Origin of the sequence: Rhizobium sp. AG207R (assembly GCF_027109195.1) — a bacterium.
In the GTDB taxonomy this organism is placed as follows: Bacteria; Pseudomonadota; Alphaproteobacteria; order Rhizobiales; family Rhizobiaceae; genus Rhizobium; species Rhizobium dioscoreae.
The window spans coordinates 172,875-191,382 of the sequence record NZ_JAEPVT010000012.1 but is presented as its reverse complement, the minus strand read 5'-3'; the positions used below and the strand labels follow the sequence as shown (position 1 = coordinate 191,382).

Genomic DNA, 18,508 nt, shown 5'->3' with positions numbered 1-18,508 from the left:
ATAGTACGCATTAATGCTATGTAGCGTTTTTGTGACATAGCATTCGGCATTCGAAGGGGGATTCGTTGCCACGCAGTTCCGGTTTGGTTGCCTGGCCTGCGTTCAGTACCCTGAAGGGCGCCGCGATCTGCAAACGAGGGGCAGGTCCGGCGGGCGCATAGAGTGGACCGCGATTTCAATTTGGAAATTTGCGGCGTGCTGGAAGGAAAGTGATATGAGCAAAGTCAGCGGCAGCAACGGCGGCGACTCAAAGAACACGCTTTATTGTTCGTTCTGCGGTAAGAGCCAGCATGAAGTCCGGAAGTTGATTGCCGGACCGACCGTATTCATCTGCGACGAGTGCGTCGAGCTATGCATGGACATCATCCGCGAGGAAAACAAATCCTCGATGGTGAAGTCTCGTGACGGTGTTCCGACCCCGCAGGACATCATCAAGGTTCTTGACGAATACGTCATCGGCCAGCGGCAGGCGAAGAAGATCCTCTCCGTGGCCGTTCACAACCATTACAAGCGGCTCGCTCACGCATCAAAGAACGGTGACGTCGAGCTGGCGAAGTCGAACATCATGCTCGTCGGCCCGACCGGCTGCGGCAAGACCTATCTTGCCCAGACGCTCGCCCGCATCATCGACGTTCCCTTCACCATGGCCGATGCGACGACGCTGACGGAAGCTGGCTATGTCGGCGAAGATGTCGAAAACATCATCCTCAAGCTGCTGCAGGCCGCCGACTACAACGTCGAGCGCGCACAGCGCGGTATCGTCTACATCGACGAAGTCGACAAGATTTCCCGCAAGTCGGACAATCCGTCGATCACGCGCGACGTCTCGGGCGAGGGCGTGCAGCAGGCGCTTCTGAAGATCATGGAAGGCACGGTGGCTTCGGTTCCCCCGCAAGGCGGCCGCAAGCATCCCCAACAGGAATTCCTGCAGGTGGACACGACCAACATCCTCTTCATCTGCGGCGGCGCGTTTGCCGGCCTCGACAAGATCATCTCTGCCCGCGGCGAGAAGACCTCGATCGGCTTCGGTGCGACCGTCAAGGCGCCGGATGACCGCCGCGTCGGTGAAGTGCTGCGCGAGCTGGAGCCGGAAGATCTGGTGAAGTTTGGCCTCATCCCGGAATTCATCGGCCGTCTGCCCGTTCTGGCGACGCTGGAAGACCTCGACGAAGACGCGCTGATCCAGATCCTGTCCGAGCCGAAGAACGCGCTGGTGAAGCAGTATCAGCGCCTGTTCGAGATGGAAGACGTCGAACTGACCTTCCACGAGGATGCTCTGCGCGAAATCGCCCGTAAGGCGATCGTCCGCAAGACGGGCGCCCGCGGTCTGCGCTCCATCATGGAGAAGATCCTCCTCGACACCATGTTCGAGCTGCCGGCCCTGGAAGGCGTGCGCGAAGTGGTCATTTCCGAGGAAGTGGTTCGCGGCTCCGCCCGCCCGCTCTACATCTATGCCGACCGGCAGGAGGAAAAGGCCAACGCAACGGCCTGATCCATCATCCGTGATCACGAATCGGGGGCTCGTCATCGACGGGCCCCTTTCTGTTTGAAAAATCGCACGGTTTGCTGATAAAGTCTTGGATAAGCTTATGGGAATGCCGTCGAAACCGGTTGTGAAGAGCCCCTGCTGCGGCCATGATGGCATGATTCTGGAGCATGAGGCGGATGGGGCGCAGGCCCGGCGTTTTTTCTTCGGATCTTAGCGTCGCCGGCAGTGTTCGAGTTGTCGGGCTTTGGTGTTTTGTTGTTGCGTTCCTTCTTGCAGACATGCGGGATCGTTGCCTCGTGGCGGGCGTTTCCTGTGACTTGAAATAGGCAGTGTGAAGCTCCACTTGTTTACCAAGTGAGAGAGCCGGCTAATTCCCCCCAGCCGGCAGAGAGCCCGGGAACGGGACGACGGAAAGGAAATGACATGAGTAAGAAAACGTCTGCGACACACGACAGCATTGCCTATCCGGTATTGCCGTTGCGCGACATCGTGGTCTTCCCCCACATGATCGTGCCTCTGTTCGTCGGACGGGAGAAATCCATTCGCGCGCTGGAAGAGGTCATGGGTTCGGACAAGCAGATCATGCTCGTCACCCAGATCAATGCCAGCGATGATGATCCCGCGCCGGATGCCATCCACAAGGTCGGTACCGTTGCAAATGTTCTGCAGCTGCTGAAACTGCCCGACGGCACCGTCAAGGTGCTGGTGGAAGGCCGTGCGCGTGCTGAGATCGACGAATATACCGGCCGTGAAGACTTCTACGAAGCCCTTGGCCATGTCCTGCATGAGCCGGAAGAAGACCAGGTTGAGCTCGAAGCTTTGAGCCGCTCCGTCGTCTCCGAATTCGAGAGCTATGTGAAGCTCAACAAGAAGATTTCGCCGGAAGTGGTCGGCGCCGCCAGCCAGATCGACGATTATTCGAAGCTGGCCGACACCGTCGCATCGCATCTTTCGATCAAGATCACCGAAAAGCAGGAAATGCTGGAAACCACCAGCGTGAAGGCTCGCCTGGAAAAGGCGCTCGGCTTCATGGAAGGCGAGATTTCGGTTCTGCAGGTCGAGAAGCGCATCCGCTCGCGCGTCAAGCGCCAGATGGAGAAGACGCAGCGCGAATACTATCTGAACGAGCAGATGAAGGCGATCCAGAAGGAGCTCGGCGACGGCGAGGAAGGCCGCGACGAGATGGCCGAACTGGAAGAGCGCATCTCCAAGACCAAGCTGTCGAAGGAAGCCAAGGAAAAGGCCGATGCCGAGCTGAAGAAGCTCCGGCAGATGAGCCCGATGTCGGCTGAAGCGACCGTGGTGCGCAACTATCTCGACTGGCTGCTGGGCATCCCCTGGCACAAGAAATCGAAGATCAAGGCCGACCTGAACAACGCCGAAAAGATCCTCGAAGCGGATCACTTCGGCCTGGAAAAGGTCAAGGAGCGCATCGTCGAATATCTAGCGGTCCAGGCCCGCGCGACGAAGATCAAAGGCCCGATCCTGTGCCTCGTCGGCCCTCCGGGCGTCGGCAAGACCTCGCTCGCCCAGTCGATCGCCAAGGCGACCGGCCGTGAGTATGTCCGCATGGCGCTTGGCGGCGTTCGTGACGAAGCCGAGATCCGCGGTCACCGCCGCACCTATATCGGCTCGATGCCCGGCAAGGTCATCCAGTCGATGAAGAAGGCGAAGAAGTCCAACCCGCTCTTCTTGCTCGATGAGATCGACAAGCTCGGCCAGGACTATCGCGGCGATCCGTCTTCGGCACTGCTTGAGGTGCTGGACCCGGCGCAGAATTCGACCTTCATGGATCACTACCTGGAAGTCGAATACGACCTGTCGGACGTGATGTTCATCACGACAGCGAATACCTTGAATATCCCTGCGCCCCTGATGGACCGCATGGAGATCATCCGTATCGCCGGCTACACCGAAGACGAGAAGCGCGAAATCGCCAAGCGGCACCTGCTGCCGAAGGCCATCAAGGAACATGCGTTGCAACCGAACGAGTTTTCGGTCACCGACGGCGCCCTGATGGTCATCATCCAGCAGTACACCCGCGAAGCTGGCGTGCGTAACTTCGAGCGCGAATTGATGAAGCTCGCCCGCAAGGCGGTCACCGAGATCATCAAGGGCAAGGTGAAGTCGGTTGCCGTCACGGCTGAGAATGTCCCGGACTACCTCGGCGTGCCGCGCTTCCGCCATGGCGAAGCCGAGCGCGACGATCAGGTCGGTGTTGTCACCGGTCTCGCCTGGACCGAAGTCGGCGGTGAGCTGCTGACGATCGAAGGCGTGATGATGCCGGGCAAGGGCCGCATGACGGTCACTGGCAACCTGAAGGAAGTCATGAAGGAATCGATCTCGGCGGCGGCCTCTTACGTCCGCTCGCGCGCTGTCGATTTCGGAATCGAGCCGCCGCGCTTCGACAAGAGCGACATCCACGTGCACCTACCGGAAGGTGCGACGCCGAAGGATGGTCCGTCGGCCGGTGTCGCCATGGCAACCGCGATCGTCTCGATCATGACCGGCATTCCGGTCTCGAAGGACGTCGCCATGACGGGTGAAATCACGTTGCGCGGCCGTGTGCTGCCGATCGGCGGCCTGAAGGAAAAGCTGCTCGCGGCACTGCGTGGCGGCATCAAGAAGGTGCTGATCCCGGAAGAAAACGCCAAGGATCTGGCGGAGATTCCGGACAACGTGAAGAACAGCATGGAAATCATCCCCGTGTCGCGCATGGGCGAGGTGATCAAGCACGCGCTTATTCGTCGTCCCGAACCGATCGAGTGGGATGGCACCGTGGAAACGCCTGTGATCGCAACGGTCGAAGGCGTCGACGAAGTGGGTTCTGCCATCGCTCATTGAGCCCCTTCGCCTCAATTCTGTCGAATTGACGTAAATGGACGAAAAGACCGGCATTTTTGCCGGTCTTTTTTTGTGAAAAGCGTATGGCAACGCTTGCTTTTCCTTGATTTGCAGGGCTTTTGGGGTTGCGGCGGGTAAGAGCATTGCTATTTTGCGCCCCGCTTACTGATAAGTCGTTTCATACCAGAGAAAGGGGTGGAAACATGAACAAGAATGAGCTCGTGTCCGCAGTGGCCGAGAAGGCCGGTATCACGAAGGCTGACGCTGCTTCCGCTGTCGACGCTGTTTTCGATACTGTCCAGGCCGAACTGAAGAAGGGCGGCGACATTCGCCTTGCTGGTTTCGGCAGCTTCACCGTTTCCCACCGTGCAGCCACCAAGGGCCGTAACCCGTCCACCGGCGCCGAGGTCGATATTCCTGCCCGTAACGTACCGAAGTTCACGCCCGGCAAGGGCCTGAAGGACTCGGTCAACAGCTAATTCGTTTTCACCCGCTGCGAGGCTTTAGCCTTGCGGGTGGACAAGATTGGGGCCCGCAAAAGCGGGCCCTTTTTTATGGTCTCATGCCGCATTACGCCCTGAAAGTTCAATGCCGGGCCGTGCGAGCAGTTGACAGGAGATGCGAATATTCGCGGCGTCGTCAAAGCGGATGGCTCAGTGCGCGTAGATGACCAACGATATGATGGCCTCATTTCTTCAAGACGATGTGCGTGGCCTTCGCCGTCGCCTCGTGGGCGGAGACATGAAAGCCGAGCGAAGGCAGGTCGATGCCGGCAAACATTGCCTCGCCTTTCCCGAGCACGACTGGCGAAATGGCATAGTGTATCTCGTCGACCAAGCCCGCCTGGAGATATTGGCGCACCGTGCTGACACCGCCGCCGATCTTGATATCCTTGCCTCCTGCTGCGGCCTTGGCCTGCGTGAGCGCCTCCTCGATCCCGCCCGTGACGAAATAAAAGGTCGTACCACCTTCCATGACGATCGGCTCGCGCGGATAATGGGTCAGGATGTAGGTCGGTGCGTGATAGGGCGGATTGTCGCCCCACCAGCCTTTCCAGTTTTCATCGGGCCATTCGTCGCGAATGGGGCCGAACATATTGCGGCCGAGGATGAAGGCACCAAAACCGGTATTCGCCAATGCCGCGTATTTCGCATCGGCACCTTCGGTTTCACCCTCTTTGCCGAACATCGCCTGGAATGTCTGGGTCGGGAAAAACCACTCAAACAATTCCGGCCCGCGCTTGCCCAAGGGGTCATTCAGGCTTTGCTCCGGTCCAGCCCCGAAGCCATCGATCGAGAGCGAGAATCCTGCAACACGAACTTTCGACATGCCGTCCTCCATCTAATTGCAATTTGCAACTGGTTGTGTGATAGCATGGCTCGTCCTACATTGCAATCGATTCACCAAAGGAAGCGAATATGGATATCGAGCGGCGGTCGGGGTGCCCGATCAACCTGACAATGGAAGTGTTGGGGGATCGCTGGAGCCTGATCGTCATTCGGGACATCATGTTCGGCAATCGCCGGCATTTTCGCGAACTGCTCAATCGGTCCGAGGAGGGGATTGCCTCCAATATACTTGCCGCGCGCCTAAAGCGTCTCGTTTCACTCGGCTTGATCACCAAACTGGACGATCCCAGCCACAGTCAGAAGGCGATTTACAGTCTGACGGAACCGGCGATTCAGCTTGTGCCGATGATCGCCATGATCGGCGCCTGGGGTAGGAGGCATCTGCCCGTCAGCGAAGACCTAAGCATCCGCGCCGAACTTCTTGAAAAAGGCGGACCGGCCCTTTGGGACGACTTCATGAACGATCTTAGAAACATTCACATTGCGGACCCGATCGGCGGAGCAAATGGGAGTGTCACATCGCCCGTCTTGATAAGCCTTACAAACGCCTTTCTCGAGGTCCGCGCAAAAATGGAACGCAAAGAGTGAGATCGTTTTACGCCGCTAACGGCGGGAATGCTCCGGTTCGATGACTGTGCGCAGGAACCGGAGTGTCCGCCAGTCGCACCAAATAGCGGCAAGCACCGTTTCTTTGCCTGGCGGCGTCAGAGCAGCGTCCGGCCGCCGTTGACGGCAAGTTTCTGGCCCGTGATGAAATCCGCCTTGCTCGATGCGAGAAAGACGACGGCGTCGGCGATGTCTTCCGGCTTGCCGAAATGGGCCATCGGCGTCTGCGCGAGATAGCCTTCCTTTGCCTGCGGGGAAGCCTCGGCATGACGCTCGACCGGAATCCAGCCAGGCGCGATGAGATTGACGGTGATGCCTTCCGGCGCGAGCTCTCTCGCCCAGGAGCGCGTCATCGACAGCATAGCGCCCTTGGCGGCAGCATAATTGCCGAAATTCGGATTGCCGAGCTCCGCCACTTCGGAACCGATGTTGATGACGCGGCCCGACTTGCGCGCCCGCCAGTCCGGCAGCACGGCTTGCAGCAGTTCCAGCGGCGCCTTGACGAAGAATTCGAGCTGGTCGAGGTAAGTCCGCCAGGATTGCTCCATGAGCGGCATGTCCGGCTGAGGGCCTGTGGCGTTGTTGACTATGAGATCGACCGGTCCGAGCGATGCCCTGATCTTTTCCAAACCGTCCGTAAGCTGGTCCTTGTCGATCACGCTGAATTGCGCGGCACAAGCCTGCCCACCACGCTGCTTGATAGTGTCGACGATCTTCTCGGCCCCCTGAGTGTCGCTCGCATAGTTGATGGCAACGGCCCAGCCAGCCTCGGCAAGCTCCAAGGCGATCACCGCACCGAGACCGCGAGAGGCGCCCGTTACCAGCGCTACTTTCATGGCATTCCTCCTTGGGCCTGTCCGGCCCTTTTCCTCAATGGTGTCAAGCTTGGGCAGCAGCACATTGATGCTGTCTCTGCATCTATGGAACAATATGTCCATGGTGGCCGAAAGCACGTTCCGGCCATCCATTTCAGATATGGATGTTACCAGCGATGATGAACATGCGGCGCGATCAGGCGCTCGTAGATTTCGCGCGTCGCCGCCATGACATCGGCGGAGAGCGGAGCGAGATCGGCCGCGGCGGCATTGGCCTTGGCCTGCTCGGCATTGCGCGCACCCGGAATGACGACGGTGACGGCATCGTTCATCAGGATCCAGCGTAGCGCAAAAGCTGCCATGCTGGTACCGGCTGGAACCAGCCTGCGCACCTCTTCCACGGCCTGCAGACCGACTTCGAACGGCACGCCGGCAAAGGTTTCGCCGACATCGAAGGCCTCGCCATGACGGTTGAAATTGCGGTGGTCGTCGCTGGCAAATTGCGTATCGCGGGTGATCTTGCCGGACAGTAGGCCGGAGGCGAGCGGCACGCGGGCGATGACGGCGACGTTCTTGCGCTTGGCCTCCTTGAAGAACAGATGGTCGGGACGCTGGCGGAAGATGTTGTAGATGATCTGGATGCTGAGCACGCCCGGATATTCGATCGCCTTCAGCGCTTCCTCGACCTTCTCGACGCTGACGCCGTATCCTTTGATCTTGCCCGCCTTCTGCAATTCGTCGAGCCCGGCAAAAACTTCTGGACGATAGAGAACTTCGGTCGGCGGGCAATGAAGCTGCACGAGATCAAGGCTCTCGACGCCGAGATTCTTGAGGCTGCGATCGATGAAGCCTTCGAGATTGGCCTTGGTATAGCCGTCGGCCACATGCGGGCTCAGCCGGCGGCCGGCCTTCGTCGCCACCATCGGGCGCTCACCGCCGCGCGCCTTTAGCACATCGGCAATGATCTTTTCCGAGCGGCCATCGCCATAAACGTCGGCGGTATCGATGAAGGTCATGCCGGCATCAAGGGCAGCGTTGAGCGCCGCGCGGCCGTCGGCCTCGCTGACATCGCCCCACGCGCCGCCAATTTGCCAGGCGCCGAAGCCGACATCGGTCACCATAAAGGGCGTCCGTCCGAAGGCATGATGTCTCATGAGTAGTCTCCTCTCTTTTATTCATAAGATGATAGCGCAGTAGCAGCCGCCCGACAGGGCCACAAGCGCACATTGGCGATCGAGGATCGCAATCGCGTGACTGAACACGGCAGCGCGAGCCGGCTTACGAAACCGTTGGATGAAGTCGCCGGCGCGGTATTCATTGCGCCTCTATTTCCTTAAAAGGAAAGGCCGGATTTCTGACCGCTATCGGAGCCCATGTCCTCTTTCAGCTTCATCCACGCCGCCGATCTCCATCTTGGCAGCCCCTTTCAGGGCCTGGCCCTGAAGGATGCCGCCGTCGCTGCTGTCTTCGTCGAAGCGAGCCGCAAAGCGTTCTCGACGCTGGTGGGCCTGGCGATCGAAAAGTGCGTCGATTTCTTCGTCATTGCCGGCGATGTCTATGATGGCGACTGGAAGGACAACAAGATCGGCTTGTTCTTCAATCGCGAGATGGCGCGGCTGGAGCGGGCGGGCATTCCGGTCTACCTGCTGCGCGGCAATCACGATGCGGCAAGCGTCATCACCAAGACCATCACCTTGCCGTCAAACGTTCATGAGTTTCCGACTAGCAAACCGGGCAGTGTCAGGCTGGAGGCGCTGAAGGTGGCGCTGCATGGCCAGGGCTTTGCCGAACGCTCCGCCAACGACAATCTGGCGATCACCTATCCCGCGCCCGTTTCCGGCTGGTTCAATATTGGCATTCTCCATACCTCGCTGACCGGGCGCGAGCCGCACGCACCCTACGCGCCGTGTTCCGTGGATGACCTGCGTTCGCGCGGCTATGACTACTGGGCGCTCGGCCATGTGCACGATTTTGAAGTGGTGGCGCAGGACCCGCTCGTTATTTTTCCCGGCAATCTGCAGGGCCGCAATATCCGTGAACGCGGTGCCAAGGGCGCGGTGCTGGTGACCGTCGAAGACGGGCGGATCGATCACGAGCGGCTGATCGTCGATGAGGCGCGCTTTGCGCAAATTGATGTCGTGGTTGGATTGGAGGACGATCAAGCGGCGATCCTGCGTCATGTGGAGCAGGCGGTGCAGCCAGTAGCCGATGAGATGGTGGGTCGCATGACCGCGCTGCGTGTGCGGCTTTCCGGCGTAACGCCGCTGCAGGGTGCGATAGCTGCCAATCGCCAGCAATGGCGTGACGAAGTGGAAGCTGCCTGTCACCGCGTACATGAGGATATCTGGCTGGAAAAGCTCGAGCTGCGGCTTGAGCCGCCGCCGGAAAGATCGGCGGAGGCGGACGGCGCGCTCGATCTGCGCCAGTTACTGGCAGACCATGCCGGCGATACGGATATTGCAGCAGAGGCGGCCCGGTTGATCGATGAGATTGCGGTGCGGCTGCCTGGCGGCCTCGGCGCGACGGAGCAGCCGCTGGACGACAGCATGGACACCCTCATAGAAGAGGCGCGGCAATTGCTGCTGGCGCGCGGGCAGGGGGCAGGCTGATGCGCTTCACCCGCCTCGATATTCTCCGCTATGGCGCGCTGACCGATCGAGCGATCGATTTTCGCCGCGACGCACGGCTGCATGTGATCTATGGTCCGAACGAGGCGGGCAAATCCTCGGCTTTGAGCGCGATCTCCGATCTTCTCTTCGGTTTCCCAACCGCTGCCGAGCAAAGCTTCCTGCATGAACCAAATACCTTGAGGATCGGCGCCGATATCAGCGCGCGTGATGGTGCAAAGCTGAGCTTCCGCCGCCGCCGTGGCCGCAAGGGGACGCTTCTCGCACCCGACGATAAGGAGACGGCGCTCGCCGACGATGCGCTTTCGCCCTTCCTTGGCAATTTGAGCCGCGATGTCTTCGAGCGCGCCTTCGGGCTCGATTCGCAGCGACTGCGGCAGGGCGCGACTGCGATGCTGCGTAGCGGCGGCGAGATCGGCAGTCTGCTATTTTCGGCGGCGTCCGGTCTGACGGGCCTGTCACGTCTGCGCCAGTCGCTGGAAGCGGAGGCGGACAGCATCTATGCGGCCAGGCGCTCGAAGGATCGTGGCTTCTACCAGGCTCTCGACCGCTATGAGGATGCCCGCAAGGCCGAGAAGGACAACGAGCTGAAATCCGGCGACTGGAAGAAGCTGCTTGCCGAAGCGGCCGAGCTGGAGACGGAGCTGGAGCGCCTGCAGGCGGAGCGCCGCAGCACGCGTGAGGCGCTGGATCGGCTCCAGCGGCTGAAGACCCTGCAGCCTCTGCTGTCAGAAATCGATGCGGAAACTCTTGCGCTCGATGGCCTTTCCGATCTTGCCGCCATACCGGACGGCTTTGCCGATAAGCTAGAACAGAGACTGCGGGATAAAGAGGCGAGCGAAGCGGAACTGCGACGCGCGCGGCAAGCCGTTCTGCGCGCGGAAGAGGATCTCTCGCGCATCCAGGTGGATGAAGCGTTACTGCAGATGTCGGGCGATGTCACGCAGCTCTTTGCCGATACCGGCAACTACCGCGCCCAGCGTCATGATCTACCGCGCGTCGATCAGGAACTTGCCGGTTACGACACGACGCTTTCGCAGCTTGCCCGTCGCCTCGGTCTTGCCGAAGCCGAGCTGGAACGGCAGCAGCCGAGCGATATCGATCGTACGCGCCTGTCCGAATTGGTGGAGCAGGGCAGGCAGCTTGCGCGGCAGATACAGTCGCTTGCCGAGCAATCCGACAGCGAGCGAAGGCAGTTGGCCACGCTCCAGAAGGACAGCCTTAACGGGCGGCTGATCGATCCGAGACCTTATATTGACCAGCTTGAGGCTTTGGGCAGCGATCTCTCAGCTTTGGCGCGCCTCGATGGGCTGGAAACCCAGATACGTCGCACCGATGCCGATCTCCACGAGGCGGCCGGACGGCTGCGGCCACCGGTCGGTGACATTGATCTGCTCTTTTCGGTACCGCTTCCGGAAACGATGGAGATCATAGGACATCGCGATGCGATCGACGCGGCGCGATCGAAGGTGCGCGACGCTACCGGCAAGCTGCAGACCTATGATGAGCAGCTGGCTGAGATAGTGCAAATCCTCGCGGATGCCGAGCGCGCCGGGCCAGTTGTCACGCGCGAGCAGATCGCCGCTGCACGCGAAAGCCGTGATGCGCAATGGGCCTCCATCCAGGAAAAGTGGAAGGACGGCGCGGCTCCGGAAGCGAAGATCCTTGCGGCACTGATTGTCAGCGTGGCCGAGGCGGACCGTCTGGCCGATGCCGCCCTGAGCGACGCGGATCGGGTCGTGCGCCACGCCGACTATCGTTTGCGGCAGGCGCGTCTGCTGCAGGATCGGAAGGAGGCTTCCGGTCGGCTCAAGGGCTTCGAGAAGGCGCTGAAGGATGCACAGGAAGCCTTCGCAGCCCTTTTTGAGCCTTGCGGTGTCGATGCCCTCGATCCATCGACGATGCTGGAATGGCGCCGCGGAGTGGAGCTGCTGCGACGTGAGCGCAAAGCGTTGCGGGATCTAATCGATCAACGGGATGAGAATGCGTTGGCGGAAAACCGCGTCTTGCCCGCGCTGCAGGATATCGTCGAGGCAAGCGGCTACAAGAGCGGCCGCCTTCCGCCGGCAGCGATTGCGGAAGGCCTGCGCAAGCATCTGCGCCTTCTGTCCGAACGCTGGAGCGAAAGCCGCACGCGGGAAGGGGAGATTGGCGCGGCGCGTGAAAGGCTGACCCGGTTCGACGACCAGCAAAAGAGCGTGGAACGACAGTACACCGATTGGCGCGGCGCATTCGCCAAAGCCGTGGAACTGCTCGGTCTGCCATCCGACACGACCCTGGACATGGCAAATGCCGCCTTGAAGGCATGGCAGGAACTGCCCGATGTCCTGGCGGAGCGCGAAAACCGCCTGCGCCGGGTCAATGGCATGCGGCGCGACATGGCGGATTTCGAGCGGCGGCTGGCGACCCTTGGCGCCAATAGCGGCTATGAGCTGGATCATCTGCCGCCAGATGCCGCTGCCGAGGCACTGCATACCCGCGTCAACGCCATGCGCGGCGAACTGAAGAAGCGCGACGCCCTGGAGGAGGAACGGCAGCGTGGGGAAGGGCTCGTCGTCCGCCAGGAGGCTGCGCTTGCCGCCATCGCCGCCGATCTGGAAGGACTGACCGCCGATCTCGGCGGGGTCGAAGATCTGCCTGCACTCCTCTCTCGACTGCGCGAACGCACGCGTCTGACTGCCCGGCTCGTCGAAAGCCGTGATCGCTTCCGCCAGCAAGCCGACGGCAAGACCGAAGACGATCTTCGCGCCGCGCTTGCCGGCTTCGAACGGGTTGCGGCCGATCTCGAAATCGAGCGATTGACGGAGGAAGATCAGCGGCAGTTCGCCGTGCATGGCGAACTTTCCGCACGGCTGGCGGAGAACCGCCGCCAGCGGCAGGCGCTGGAAACAGGCGTTAGCGCCGAATACGCGGTTTTCGAGAAGCTCTCGGCCGAGCAGGATGCAAAGGATCTCGCGCGACAATGGGTCGTGCTGAAGATTGCGGCCCGCATGCTTGCCGGCTCGATGGAGGCTTATCGCGAGAAGCAGGCCGATCCGGTCATCCGGCGTGCCGGTGAGCTGTTCTCGCAGCTGACGGGTGGCCGCTTCTCCCGCCTGGTCGAAGCCCACGATGAAAGCGATGCGCTGCAGTTGCTGGCGGAACGAGCGGCCGGCGAACGCGTGCCGCTCGACGGCTTGAGCGAAGGGACGGGCGACCAGCTTTATCTCGCGCTACGGCTGGCGTTTCTCGAGGATTATTCCGCCCGCAACGAGCCTGCGCCGTTGATTGTTGACGACATCTTCCAGACCTTCGATGACGAGCGCGTTCGGGCCGGTTTGCAGGTGCTGGCCGCAACGGCCGATCGTTTCCAGACGATCCTCTTTACCCATGAGAGAAGCGTGGTCGACATTGCCAAAAGGGAAATCGGCAAGGATCTCGACTTGATCCAGCTCTGACCGGCTCGCAGATCGCGCTACGGCATCGACGGGATATGCAGTTGCGTCGGTATCACGATCCTCGGGTCCGACTTGTCCCGGCTGTAGGCTGGATTGAGCGCGCGGTCGATGAAACCCTGCGTGGCGTGGAGCCGGCGCAGGTTCTGCTTTTCCTGCTCGAAACGCTTTTTCCGCTCGCCGGATTTGTCCGAGCCGCGCGACAGCGATTCATGGTGATAAAGACAGGCGAAGGGCGTCCAGACGATGCGATAGCCGGCTTTGTGAGCCCGCAGACAATAATCCACATCATTATAGGCGACCGCGAAATTCTCCTCGTCGAAAAGGCCGATTTTCCTTAGGCAGTCCCCCGAGATCAGCATCACCGCTCCGGTCACGCAGGTCATGGTGTTGCGTACATGCAGCCGGTTCATCGGTCCGCCGAACTCCTTGGGCTTGTTCAAATACCAGTGACCTGCAAGTCCACCGAAACCGATGACTACACCGGCATGCTGCATCTTGTCGTTCGCGAAGAGCAGTTTGGCGCCGACGATGCCGGCTCTGTCATAGGCGAAGCAGGAGACCATCTCCTTCAACCAATCCGCTTCGATGACCTCGATGTCGTTATTGAGGATGAGATAGTGCTCCCCCGTCGCCGCGCTCAGGCCTCGATTGACCGAGCGCGAGAAGTTGAAGGCTTCCGGTGTGACAGTTGCCGAAAATCGCGGCTCGCTCTGGCGGTAGCGCTTGTAGAGATCGAGGACTGGTTGATCCGTGGAACCGTTGTCGACGACCAGAACTTCGAAATTCGGATAATCCGTCTTTTCAAAGAGATCGCCGAGGATGCGTGAAATGAGATCGAAATTGTTTTTGCTCGGAATGACGATCGAGATTTTCGGCCACGCATGCGGGGCTTCAAAGATGATCCGGTGCAGCGTCGTGGTGAGAGCGCCCTCGACGGCGATCGGCTGCTTTAGCCGCTCAAATCGTTCGACCAGCGCTTTCCTGGCGTTCGTGGTAGCGGCCTCCATGAACTTGCGGGAAAAGGTCTTGCCATTGCGCCGCCACCAATATGCCGGGTAGGGCAGGTGGAGGACGCTCTCCTCGGGGACGCCCTCCAGATAACGCAGCAACAGATCGTAATCCTGCGAGCCGTCGTAGCCCATGCGGAGATAGCCGATCTCCCGGAGGCGGTCGTGGCGGTAGATAGAAAAATGATTGATGTAATTGACGCCCGTCAGCAGCACGGAATCATAAGCAGGCTTCAGCATGACGCCGGTCGGCTTCAAGATGTCGTCGACCACCAGTTCGTCTGTATAGAGGAAATTCGCGTCCGGATTTTGCTCCAGCGTATGCCGGATGAGCTTGAAGGCATGCGGTGCGATGACATCGTCATGATCGAGAAAGGCGATCCATTGCCCTCGTGCCTGGGACAGACCTGCATTGGTAGCGGCCGCGATGCCACCGTTGCGCTCATTCAGCACAAAACGGATATTGTCTTTCGATTGTTGGCTCCGATACCACTGCAGCGTTTCCGGCGACGTCGAGCCATCATCGCTCAGGATGAGCTCGGTGCCTGTTTCACCCTGTTCTTCAAAGGATTTGGCGAGGTCGTCCAGATAACGGGGCGGAGCATTATAGACGGGAACTACCACACTGAGCCAGGTTCCCACCGCCGGTACCGATGCTGTCTCCAGTTCTGCAGCAAGCCTATAGCTCGCCTCGGCATATTGTATCGTCAGGTTAGGCGCGCGGCGCCCCAAGCGCAGTCTGGGCAATTTCAGCCAATACTGGGGCAGCCTGCCGAGATCGACACGTTTGGTTCGTTCCTCGCTTCGAAGAAGGGTTGCAATATATCTTTCAGCCGATTTTTCGGACGCAAAGGCCCTGGCGGCGAACTGGAACGTCGTCGGGAAGCTGGCCGGATCGGCACGCAGGGCGCAGATGGAGCCGACCGAACCGATGTCCGCGGTGATGACGAAACGATGCCCTTCCGGAAGAGAGACCGTATCCTTCTCGCGGAAGCCGTAGCCGCGATTGATATAGAATTTGGGATCTAGCGGCTCGTCGGTTGCGACTACATGGATGACGATCAGCTTCTTTCGCACCGGCGAAAATCTGATCTCGAAAGCCGGATCATCCCCCATGGATTTCCATAGGCTGGGATCGGCGTCAACGGAGATTTCCCGTTCGAGATCGGCGTTCGGTATGATTTTGAGTGTCATCAAAATATTGATTTCTTCTAAATGCGAGCAGAGGCATTGCCTGAGAAATTCCTGGCCTAGCCCGCGCCGCTGAGAGGTTCAAAACGTATGCCGGGAAATGTCGGACTGGCATACAGCCGCATTTTCTCGATCGAATGTCGTGTGGCATCGCGAGCAGAAAGCCGTCGCGCGCGGTCGCCGATGAGCAGGTCGATAGCGGCAAGCCACTCGTCGGCGGTATTGCCGATATGAAGTTCCCCGGCGACGACGCATCGTTCGAAAGTCGGGCATCGGGAAAATATGGCTGCTGCCTGCAGGCGGCTGATGTCGATCCGCTTGGTATCCGAGCGGCTCGCATTGGTCTTTCCGGACAGAAGAGGAGCCAGAGCGATATCGGCTTGATGATGTGCTGTCTTTGCGAGATAGGCCGGCCACGGGAGCGGCGGAATGATCGCCATTCTCGCCGGGTCGATCCCTTGCAAAGCCCAGCGTCGAGCGAGAGTGCCGGCGGCAAAAACCTCGAAATGCAGGTTGCCGTGTTTTTCCATCGCGGCTTTGACGATCGGCATGAGGAACTCGTGTTCGCGGCGATGGACGCCGGTGGCATGGTAGACCATCCTCAGCGGCGTGCCTCCGTCATCCCTGCCATTGACCACGATTTCTGCTGCATCCGCTGGAAGCGGGGGCAGGATATCTATCCGATGGCTTCTCATCGCGAGCGCGTTTGCCAGGGGTTCGGTCGAAGTCCAGACATGAGTAAGGAGCCTATTGACCCTCGGCATTGGGCGGACCGCCAATTTGATCAGCCTGAATTTATAGAGCCAACCGGCTTCGTTGCCGGTCACGACGGCGGGGATGTCGTCATCGACGAAATAGGCGACCCCGGCAAGCGTGCCTCGCCTTTCCTCCAGCCAGCGCAATTGCGGCTGCTTAATGTAGCGGCAAATGATGACGAAGAGTCCGTCGCTATCGATGGCGTCGAGGGGGTCGTCGAGGCCTTTCATGATGACCGGAATGTGGCCGAGTGTCTTGGCCCGCTCAGCAAGATAGTAGCTGAAGCTCGGATTGGGGTGGCGCGACAAGATGAGCAGACGCCTGGCAACGCGCTCACCATCTCCCGCCAACGCACTGGATGGCCGCGGTCTTGGAAGCAATTGATAGACGATGTCGCGCAAAACTTGCATGGGGCTTCCGCGCAAAATCACGCCAGGCGACTTCGGAGATTTGCGAGGATGCCGAAAACGGCACCCCAGGCAAGGAGCGTCACACCCAAGATCCCGCCGATCCAGAGTGCCCGCTGAGGATACTCCGCCTCGTCGGGCAGGCTGGGCGCCAGGAACGTATCGAGGTAGAGCAACTGCTGCTTGCTGACGAACTTGACCTGCTCCAGCGTCTTCATGCTCGAGGCAAATTGCTGCTCGGTAAGGCTCTGTTCCAGTTCGCGCTGCGACATATCCACGGAAACGTCCGCGAGATTCTGTTCGGATTTGTTCTGCCCGGCGACTTGGCTGTTGAGCTGATCGATCTGCTTCTGCCTGCTGTCGATCTCGCGTTTCAACACGCGCATCTGCGGTGCATCGGCGGAGACGGTCCCAAGCAGCGCGTCATATTTCTGTTGAAGCTCTATCCTCTCCTTCTGCACGGATGAGATCAGGTTCGTGATAACGGTCGACGATCCCTCGACGCTGAGGACGCCTGTCTGGTTGCGCGCAATCAAAAGCTGATCTCGCGCCTTCTGCAGCTGATCCCTAGCATTGTCGAGATTCGCCTGGGCGGTTGCGATGACGTCACGCCAGATGCGGGTGTTGACGTCGTTAACAACGACCTCGGACGCGGCGACAACCTCGCGCAATACCTTCTGGGCATCGGCCGCGGTGAAAGCCCGTGCCTTGACCGTCACGATGCCGCTGTTCGCATCGATTTTGACCGAAACCATGTCTTCCCAGTAATTGAGCAGCTTTTCCGAGCTCGCATCCTTCTTTAGGCGCGCAATCCGATCGATCGAGTCGTTGCCGTAGATCTTTTGAAAGTCGACCCTTTCCTCGAGGGCGGTAACCATGTCCTTGCTCTTGATGAAGTTGGTGACGATCAGGGTGTTCTGGACGATCTGTGCCGGCGGCAGGCCGGTCACCTTGGTAATCTGATTGCTGCCGAGTGCGGGCGTGGAGGTGCGGACCGTAAAGCGCGTTTCCGATTGATACTGATCGGACGCGACACAGGTAAAATAGTAGATCGAAGCAACATTGGGGACGACAATCAGCAGAAAGGTCGATGCCAGCATGACCTTGCCGATGATCTGCTGCATCGGCCGCGGCCGCAGGCCGACGGCCTTGAACAGCTGGCTGCGCCTCGATGTCGAGAAGCGCAGTTTCCGCGCGGTCACCGACAGATTCGTGGCCACGTTCCGGCTACGCTCCGTCGCGCTGAGCTGAAGCGTTTTTGGCGCGTTTTCGGTATCATGAGCCATATTGGGCCTTGCTGTCGATTCCTGATCTTCTATCGATTCAATCTATAATAGGCTTCGATAGCCTGCTCTACCTTATCGAAGACGATAAGTCTGCCATCGACAAGTACAATACCCCTGTCGCAATGTGTATTAATCATGCTCATGCTATGGGACACCATGATGATATCGGAATTCTTGCGCCTGCTCTCGAATGCGATACGGCAGCGCTCCTGAAATCTCGCATCGCCGACGGCCAGAACTTCGTCCACGAGATAGCATTCGAACTCGATTGCCATCGAAAGTCCGAATGCCAATCGAGCGCTCATGCCGGAGGAATAGGTGCGCACCGGCGCATCGAGATAGTCGCCCAACTCGGCGAATTCTTCGACAAAGCGGGAAACGCGCCTGACATCCTCGCCGTAAGCGCGCGCAACGAAATGAACATTGGCCCGCCCCGTCATGAAGGGATTGAAGCCGCTGCCGAGGCCCAGCGGCCAGGATACCCGGACATTCTTGCTGATCTTGCCCGAATTCGGCAGCATCGTGCCCGCAATCATGCGGATCGTCGTCGATTTTCCGGCACCGTTCACGCCGAGCAGGCCGTAGGAATAGCCGGATTCGAACTCGCAATGCACCCGGTCGAGGATGATCTTCTTGCCGCTTTGTGTCTTGAAGAATTTCGAGACGTTCTTGAAGCTGATCATGGTGCTTCCCC

At 59.6% G+C, this 18,508-nt stretch carries 13 protein-coding genes; 6 read left to right on the top strand and 7 right to left on the bottom strand.

All coding sequences use genetic code 11. The annotated features are described in order from the left end of the window. Nucleotides 1–214: 214 nt before the first annotated feature. From clpX to hupB, 3 genes are all read left to right on the top strand, one after another. On the top strand, nt 215–1,492 hold the full coding sequence (clpX, locus tag JJQ51_RS26530; RefSeq protein WP_047627083.1) for an ATP-dependent Clp protease ATP-binding subunit ClpX: 1,278 nt from the start codon (nt 215–217) through the stop codon (nt 1,490–1,492). A gap of 420 nt (nt 1,493–1,912) precedes the next feature. Next, nucleotides 1,913–4,333, top strand: a complete 2,421-nt coding sequence (gene lon, locus JJQ51_RS26525) for an endopeptidase La (protein WP_113351589.1) — start codon at nt 1,913–1,915, stop codon at nt 4,331–4,333. 203 nt (nt 4,334–4,536) lie between these two features. Next, nucleotides 4,537–4,812: a DNA-binding protein HupB gene (gene hupB / locus JJQ51_RS26520; protein WP_015339480.1), complete on the top strand. Its 276-nt coding sequence runs from the start codon at nt 4,537–4,539 to the stop codon at nt 4,810–4,812. A gap of 208 nt (nt 4,813–5,020) precedes the next feature. Here hupB and JJQ51_RS26515 read toward each other — a convergent pair whose 3' ends face one another. Next, nucleotides 5,021–5,662: a dihydrofolate reductase family protein gene (locus tag JJQ51_RS26515; protein ID WP_269245514.1), complete on the bottom strand. Its 642-nt coding sequence runs from the start codon at nt 5,660–5,662 to the stop codon at nt 5,021–5,023. A gap of 89 nt (nt 5,663–5,751) precedes the next feature. Here JJQ51_RS26515 and JJQ51_RS26510 point away from each other — a divergent pair, with 89 nt between their 5' ends. After that, nucleotides 5,752–6,270 carry a winged helix-turn-helix transcriptional regulator gene (locus JJQ51_RS26510; RefSeq protein ID WP_092710850.1) on the top strand — a complete coding sequence of 173 codons (519 nt, stop codon included), beginning with the start codon at nt 5,752–5,754 and terminating at the stop codon, nt 6,268–6,270. A 116-nt stretch (nt 6,271–6,386) separates the two neighbouring features. On the opposite strand, the gene JJQ51_RS26505 is transcribed toward JJQ51_RS26510, so the two are convergent. Together JJQ51_RS26505 and JJQ51_RS26500 are read right to left on the bottom strand one after the other, a co-directional pair. Continuing rightward, nucleotides 6,387–7,124 carry an SDR family oxidoreductase gene (locus JJQ51_RS26505; RefSeq protein WP_269245513.1) on the bottom strand — a complete coding sequence of 246 codons (738 nt, stop codon included), beginning with the start codon at nt 7,122–7,124 and terminating at the stop codon, nt 6,387–6,389. Between the two features lie 146 nt (nt 7,125–7,270). Beyond that, nucleotides 7,271–8,257 (bottom strand): aldo/keto reductase, encoded by a 987-nt coding sequence (locus JJQ51_RS26500; RefSeq protein ID WP_269245512.1) that lies wholly within the window; start codon nt 8,255–8,257, stop codon nt 7,271–7,273. Between the two features lie 219 nt (nt 8,258–8,476). On the opposite strand from JJQ51_RS26500, the gene JJQ51_RS26495 reads away from it, so the two are divergent. Beyond that, entirely contained in the window at nt 8,477–9,712 is a 1,236-nt protein-coding gene (locus JJQ51_RS26495; RefSeq protein WP_269245511.1) for a metallophosphoesterase family protein, read from the top strand. After that, nucleotides 9,712–13,167 (top strand): ATP-binding protein, encoded by a 3,456-nt coding sequence (locus tag JJQ51_RS26490; protein ID WP_269245510.1) that lies wholly within the window; start codon nt 9,712–9,714, stop codon nt 13,165–13,167. The genes JJQ51_RS26495 and JJQ51_RS26490 overlap by 1 nt, the downstream gene beginning before the upstream one ends. A gap of 17 nt (nt 13,168–13,184) precedes the next feature. Here JJQ51_RS26490 and JJQ51_RS26485 read toward each other — a convergent pair whose 3' ends face one another. From JJQ51_RS26485 to JJQ51_RS26470, 4 genes are all read right to left on the bottom strand, one after another. Then, entirely contained in the window at nt 13,185–15,368 is a 2,184-nt protein-coding gene (locus JJQ51_RS26485; protein ID WP_113328991.1) for a glycosyltransferase family 2 protein, read from the bottom strand. 56 nt (nt 15,369–15,424) lie between these two features. Next, nucleotides 15,425–16,531 (bottom strand): hypothetical protein, encoded by a 1,107-nt coding sequence (locus tag JJQ51_RS26480; RefSeq protein WP_113328990.1) that lies wholly within the window; start codon nt 16,529–16,531, stop codon nt 15,425–15,427. Nucleotides 16,532–16,548: 17 nt separating this feature from the next. After that, complete coding sequence (locus JJQ51_RS26475; RefSeq protein WP_269245509.1) at nt 16,549–17,748, bottom strand: capsule biosynthesis protein; 1,200 nt, start codon at nt 17,746–17,748, stop codon at nt 16,549–16,551. 95 nt (nt 17,749–17,843) lie between these two features. Continuing rightward, the gene (locus tag JJQ51_RS26470) at nt 17,844–18,497 is read right to left on the bottom strand and encodes an ABC transporter ATP-binding protein (protein ID WP_269245508.1); all 654 of its coding nucleotides are present in this window, start codon (nt 18,495–18,497) and stop codon (nt 17,844–17,846) included. Nucleotides 18,498–18,508 lie beyond the last annotated feature (11 nt).

What these genes read in the sequence shown, in the direction of transcription:
- clpX (WP_047627083.1), top strand. Translation starts at nt 215, where the DNA reads ATGAGCAAAGTCAGCGGCAGCAACGGCGGCGACTCAAAGAACACGCTT.
- JJQ51_RS26515 (WP_269245514.1), bottom strand. Translation starts at nt 5,662, where the DNA reads ATGTCGAAAGTTCGTGTTGCAGGATTCTCGCTCTCGATCGATGGCTTC.
- hupB (WP_015339480.1), top strand. Translation starts at nt 4,537, where the DNA reads ATGAACAAGAATGAGCTCGTGTCCGCAGTGGCCGAGAAGGCCGGTATC.
- lon (WP_113351589.1), top strand. Translation starts at nt 1,913, where the DNA reads ATGAGTAAGAAAACGTCTGCGACACACGACAGCATTGCCTATCCGGTA.
- JJQ51_RS26470 (WP_269245508.1), bottom strand. Translation starts at nt 18,497, where the DNA reads ATGATCAGCTTCAAGAACGTCTCGAAATTCTTCAAGACACAAAGCGGC.
- JJQ51_RS26500 (WP_269245512.1), bottom strand. Translation starts at nt 8,257, where the DNA reads ATGAGACATCATGCCTTCGGACGGACGCCCTTTATGGTGACCGATGTC.
- JJQ51_RS26510 (WP_092710850.1), top strand. Translation starts at nt 5,752, where the DNA reads ATGGATATCGAGCGGCGGTCGGGGTGCCCGATCAACCTGACAATGGAA.
- JJQ51_RS26485 (WP_113328991.1), bottom strand. Translation starts at nt 15,368, where the DNA reads ATGACACTCAAAATCATACCGAACGCCGATCTCGAACGGGAAATCTCC.
- JJQ51_RS26495 (WP_269245511.1), top strand. Translation starts at nt 8,477, where the DNA reads ATGTCCTCTTTCAGCTTCATCCACGCCGCCGATCTCCATCTTGGCAGC.
- JJQ51_RS26490 (WP_269245510.1), top strand. Translation starts at nt 9,712, where the DNA reads ATGCGCTTCACCCGCCTCGATATTCTCCGCTATGGCGCGCTGACCGAT.
- JJQ51_RS26505 (WP_269245513.1), bottom strand. Translation starts at nt 7,124, where the DNA reads ATGAAAGTAGCGCTGGTAACGGGCGCCTCTCGCGGTCTCGGTGCGGTG.
- JJQ51_RS26480 (WP_113328990.1), bottom strand. Translation starts at nt 16,531, where the DNA reads ATGCAAGTTTTGCGCGACATCGTCTATCAATTGCTTCCAAGACCGCGG.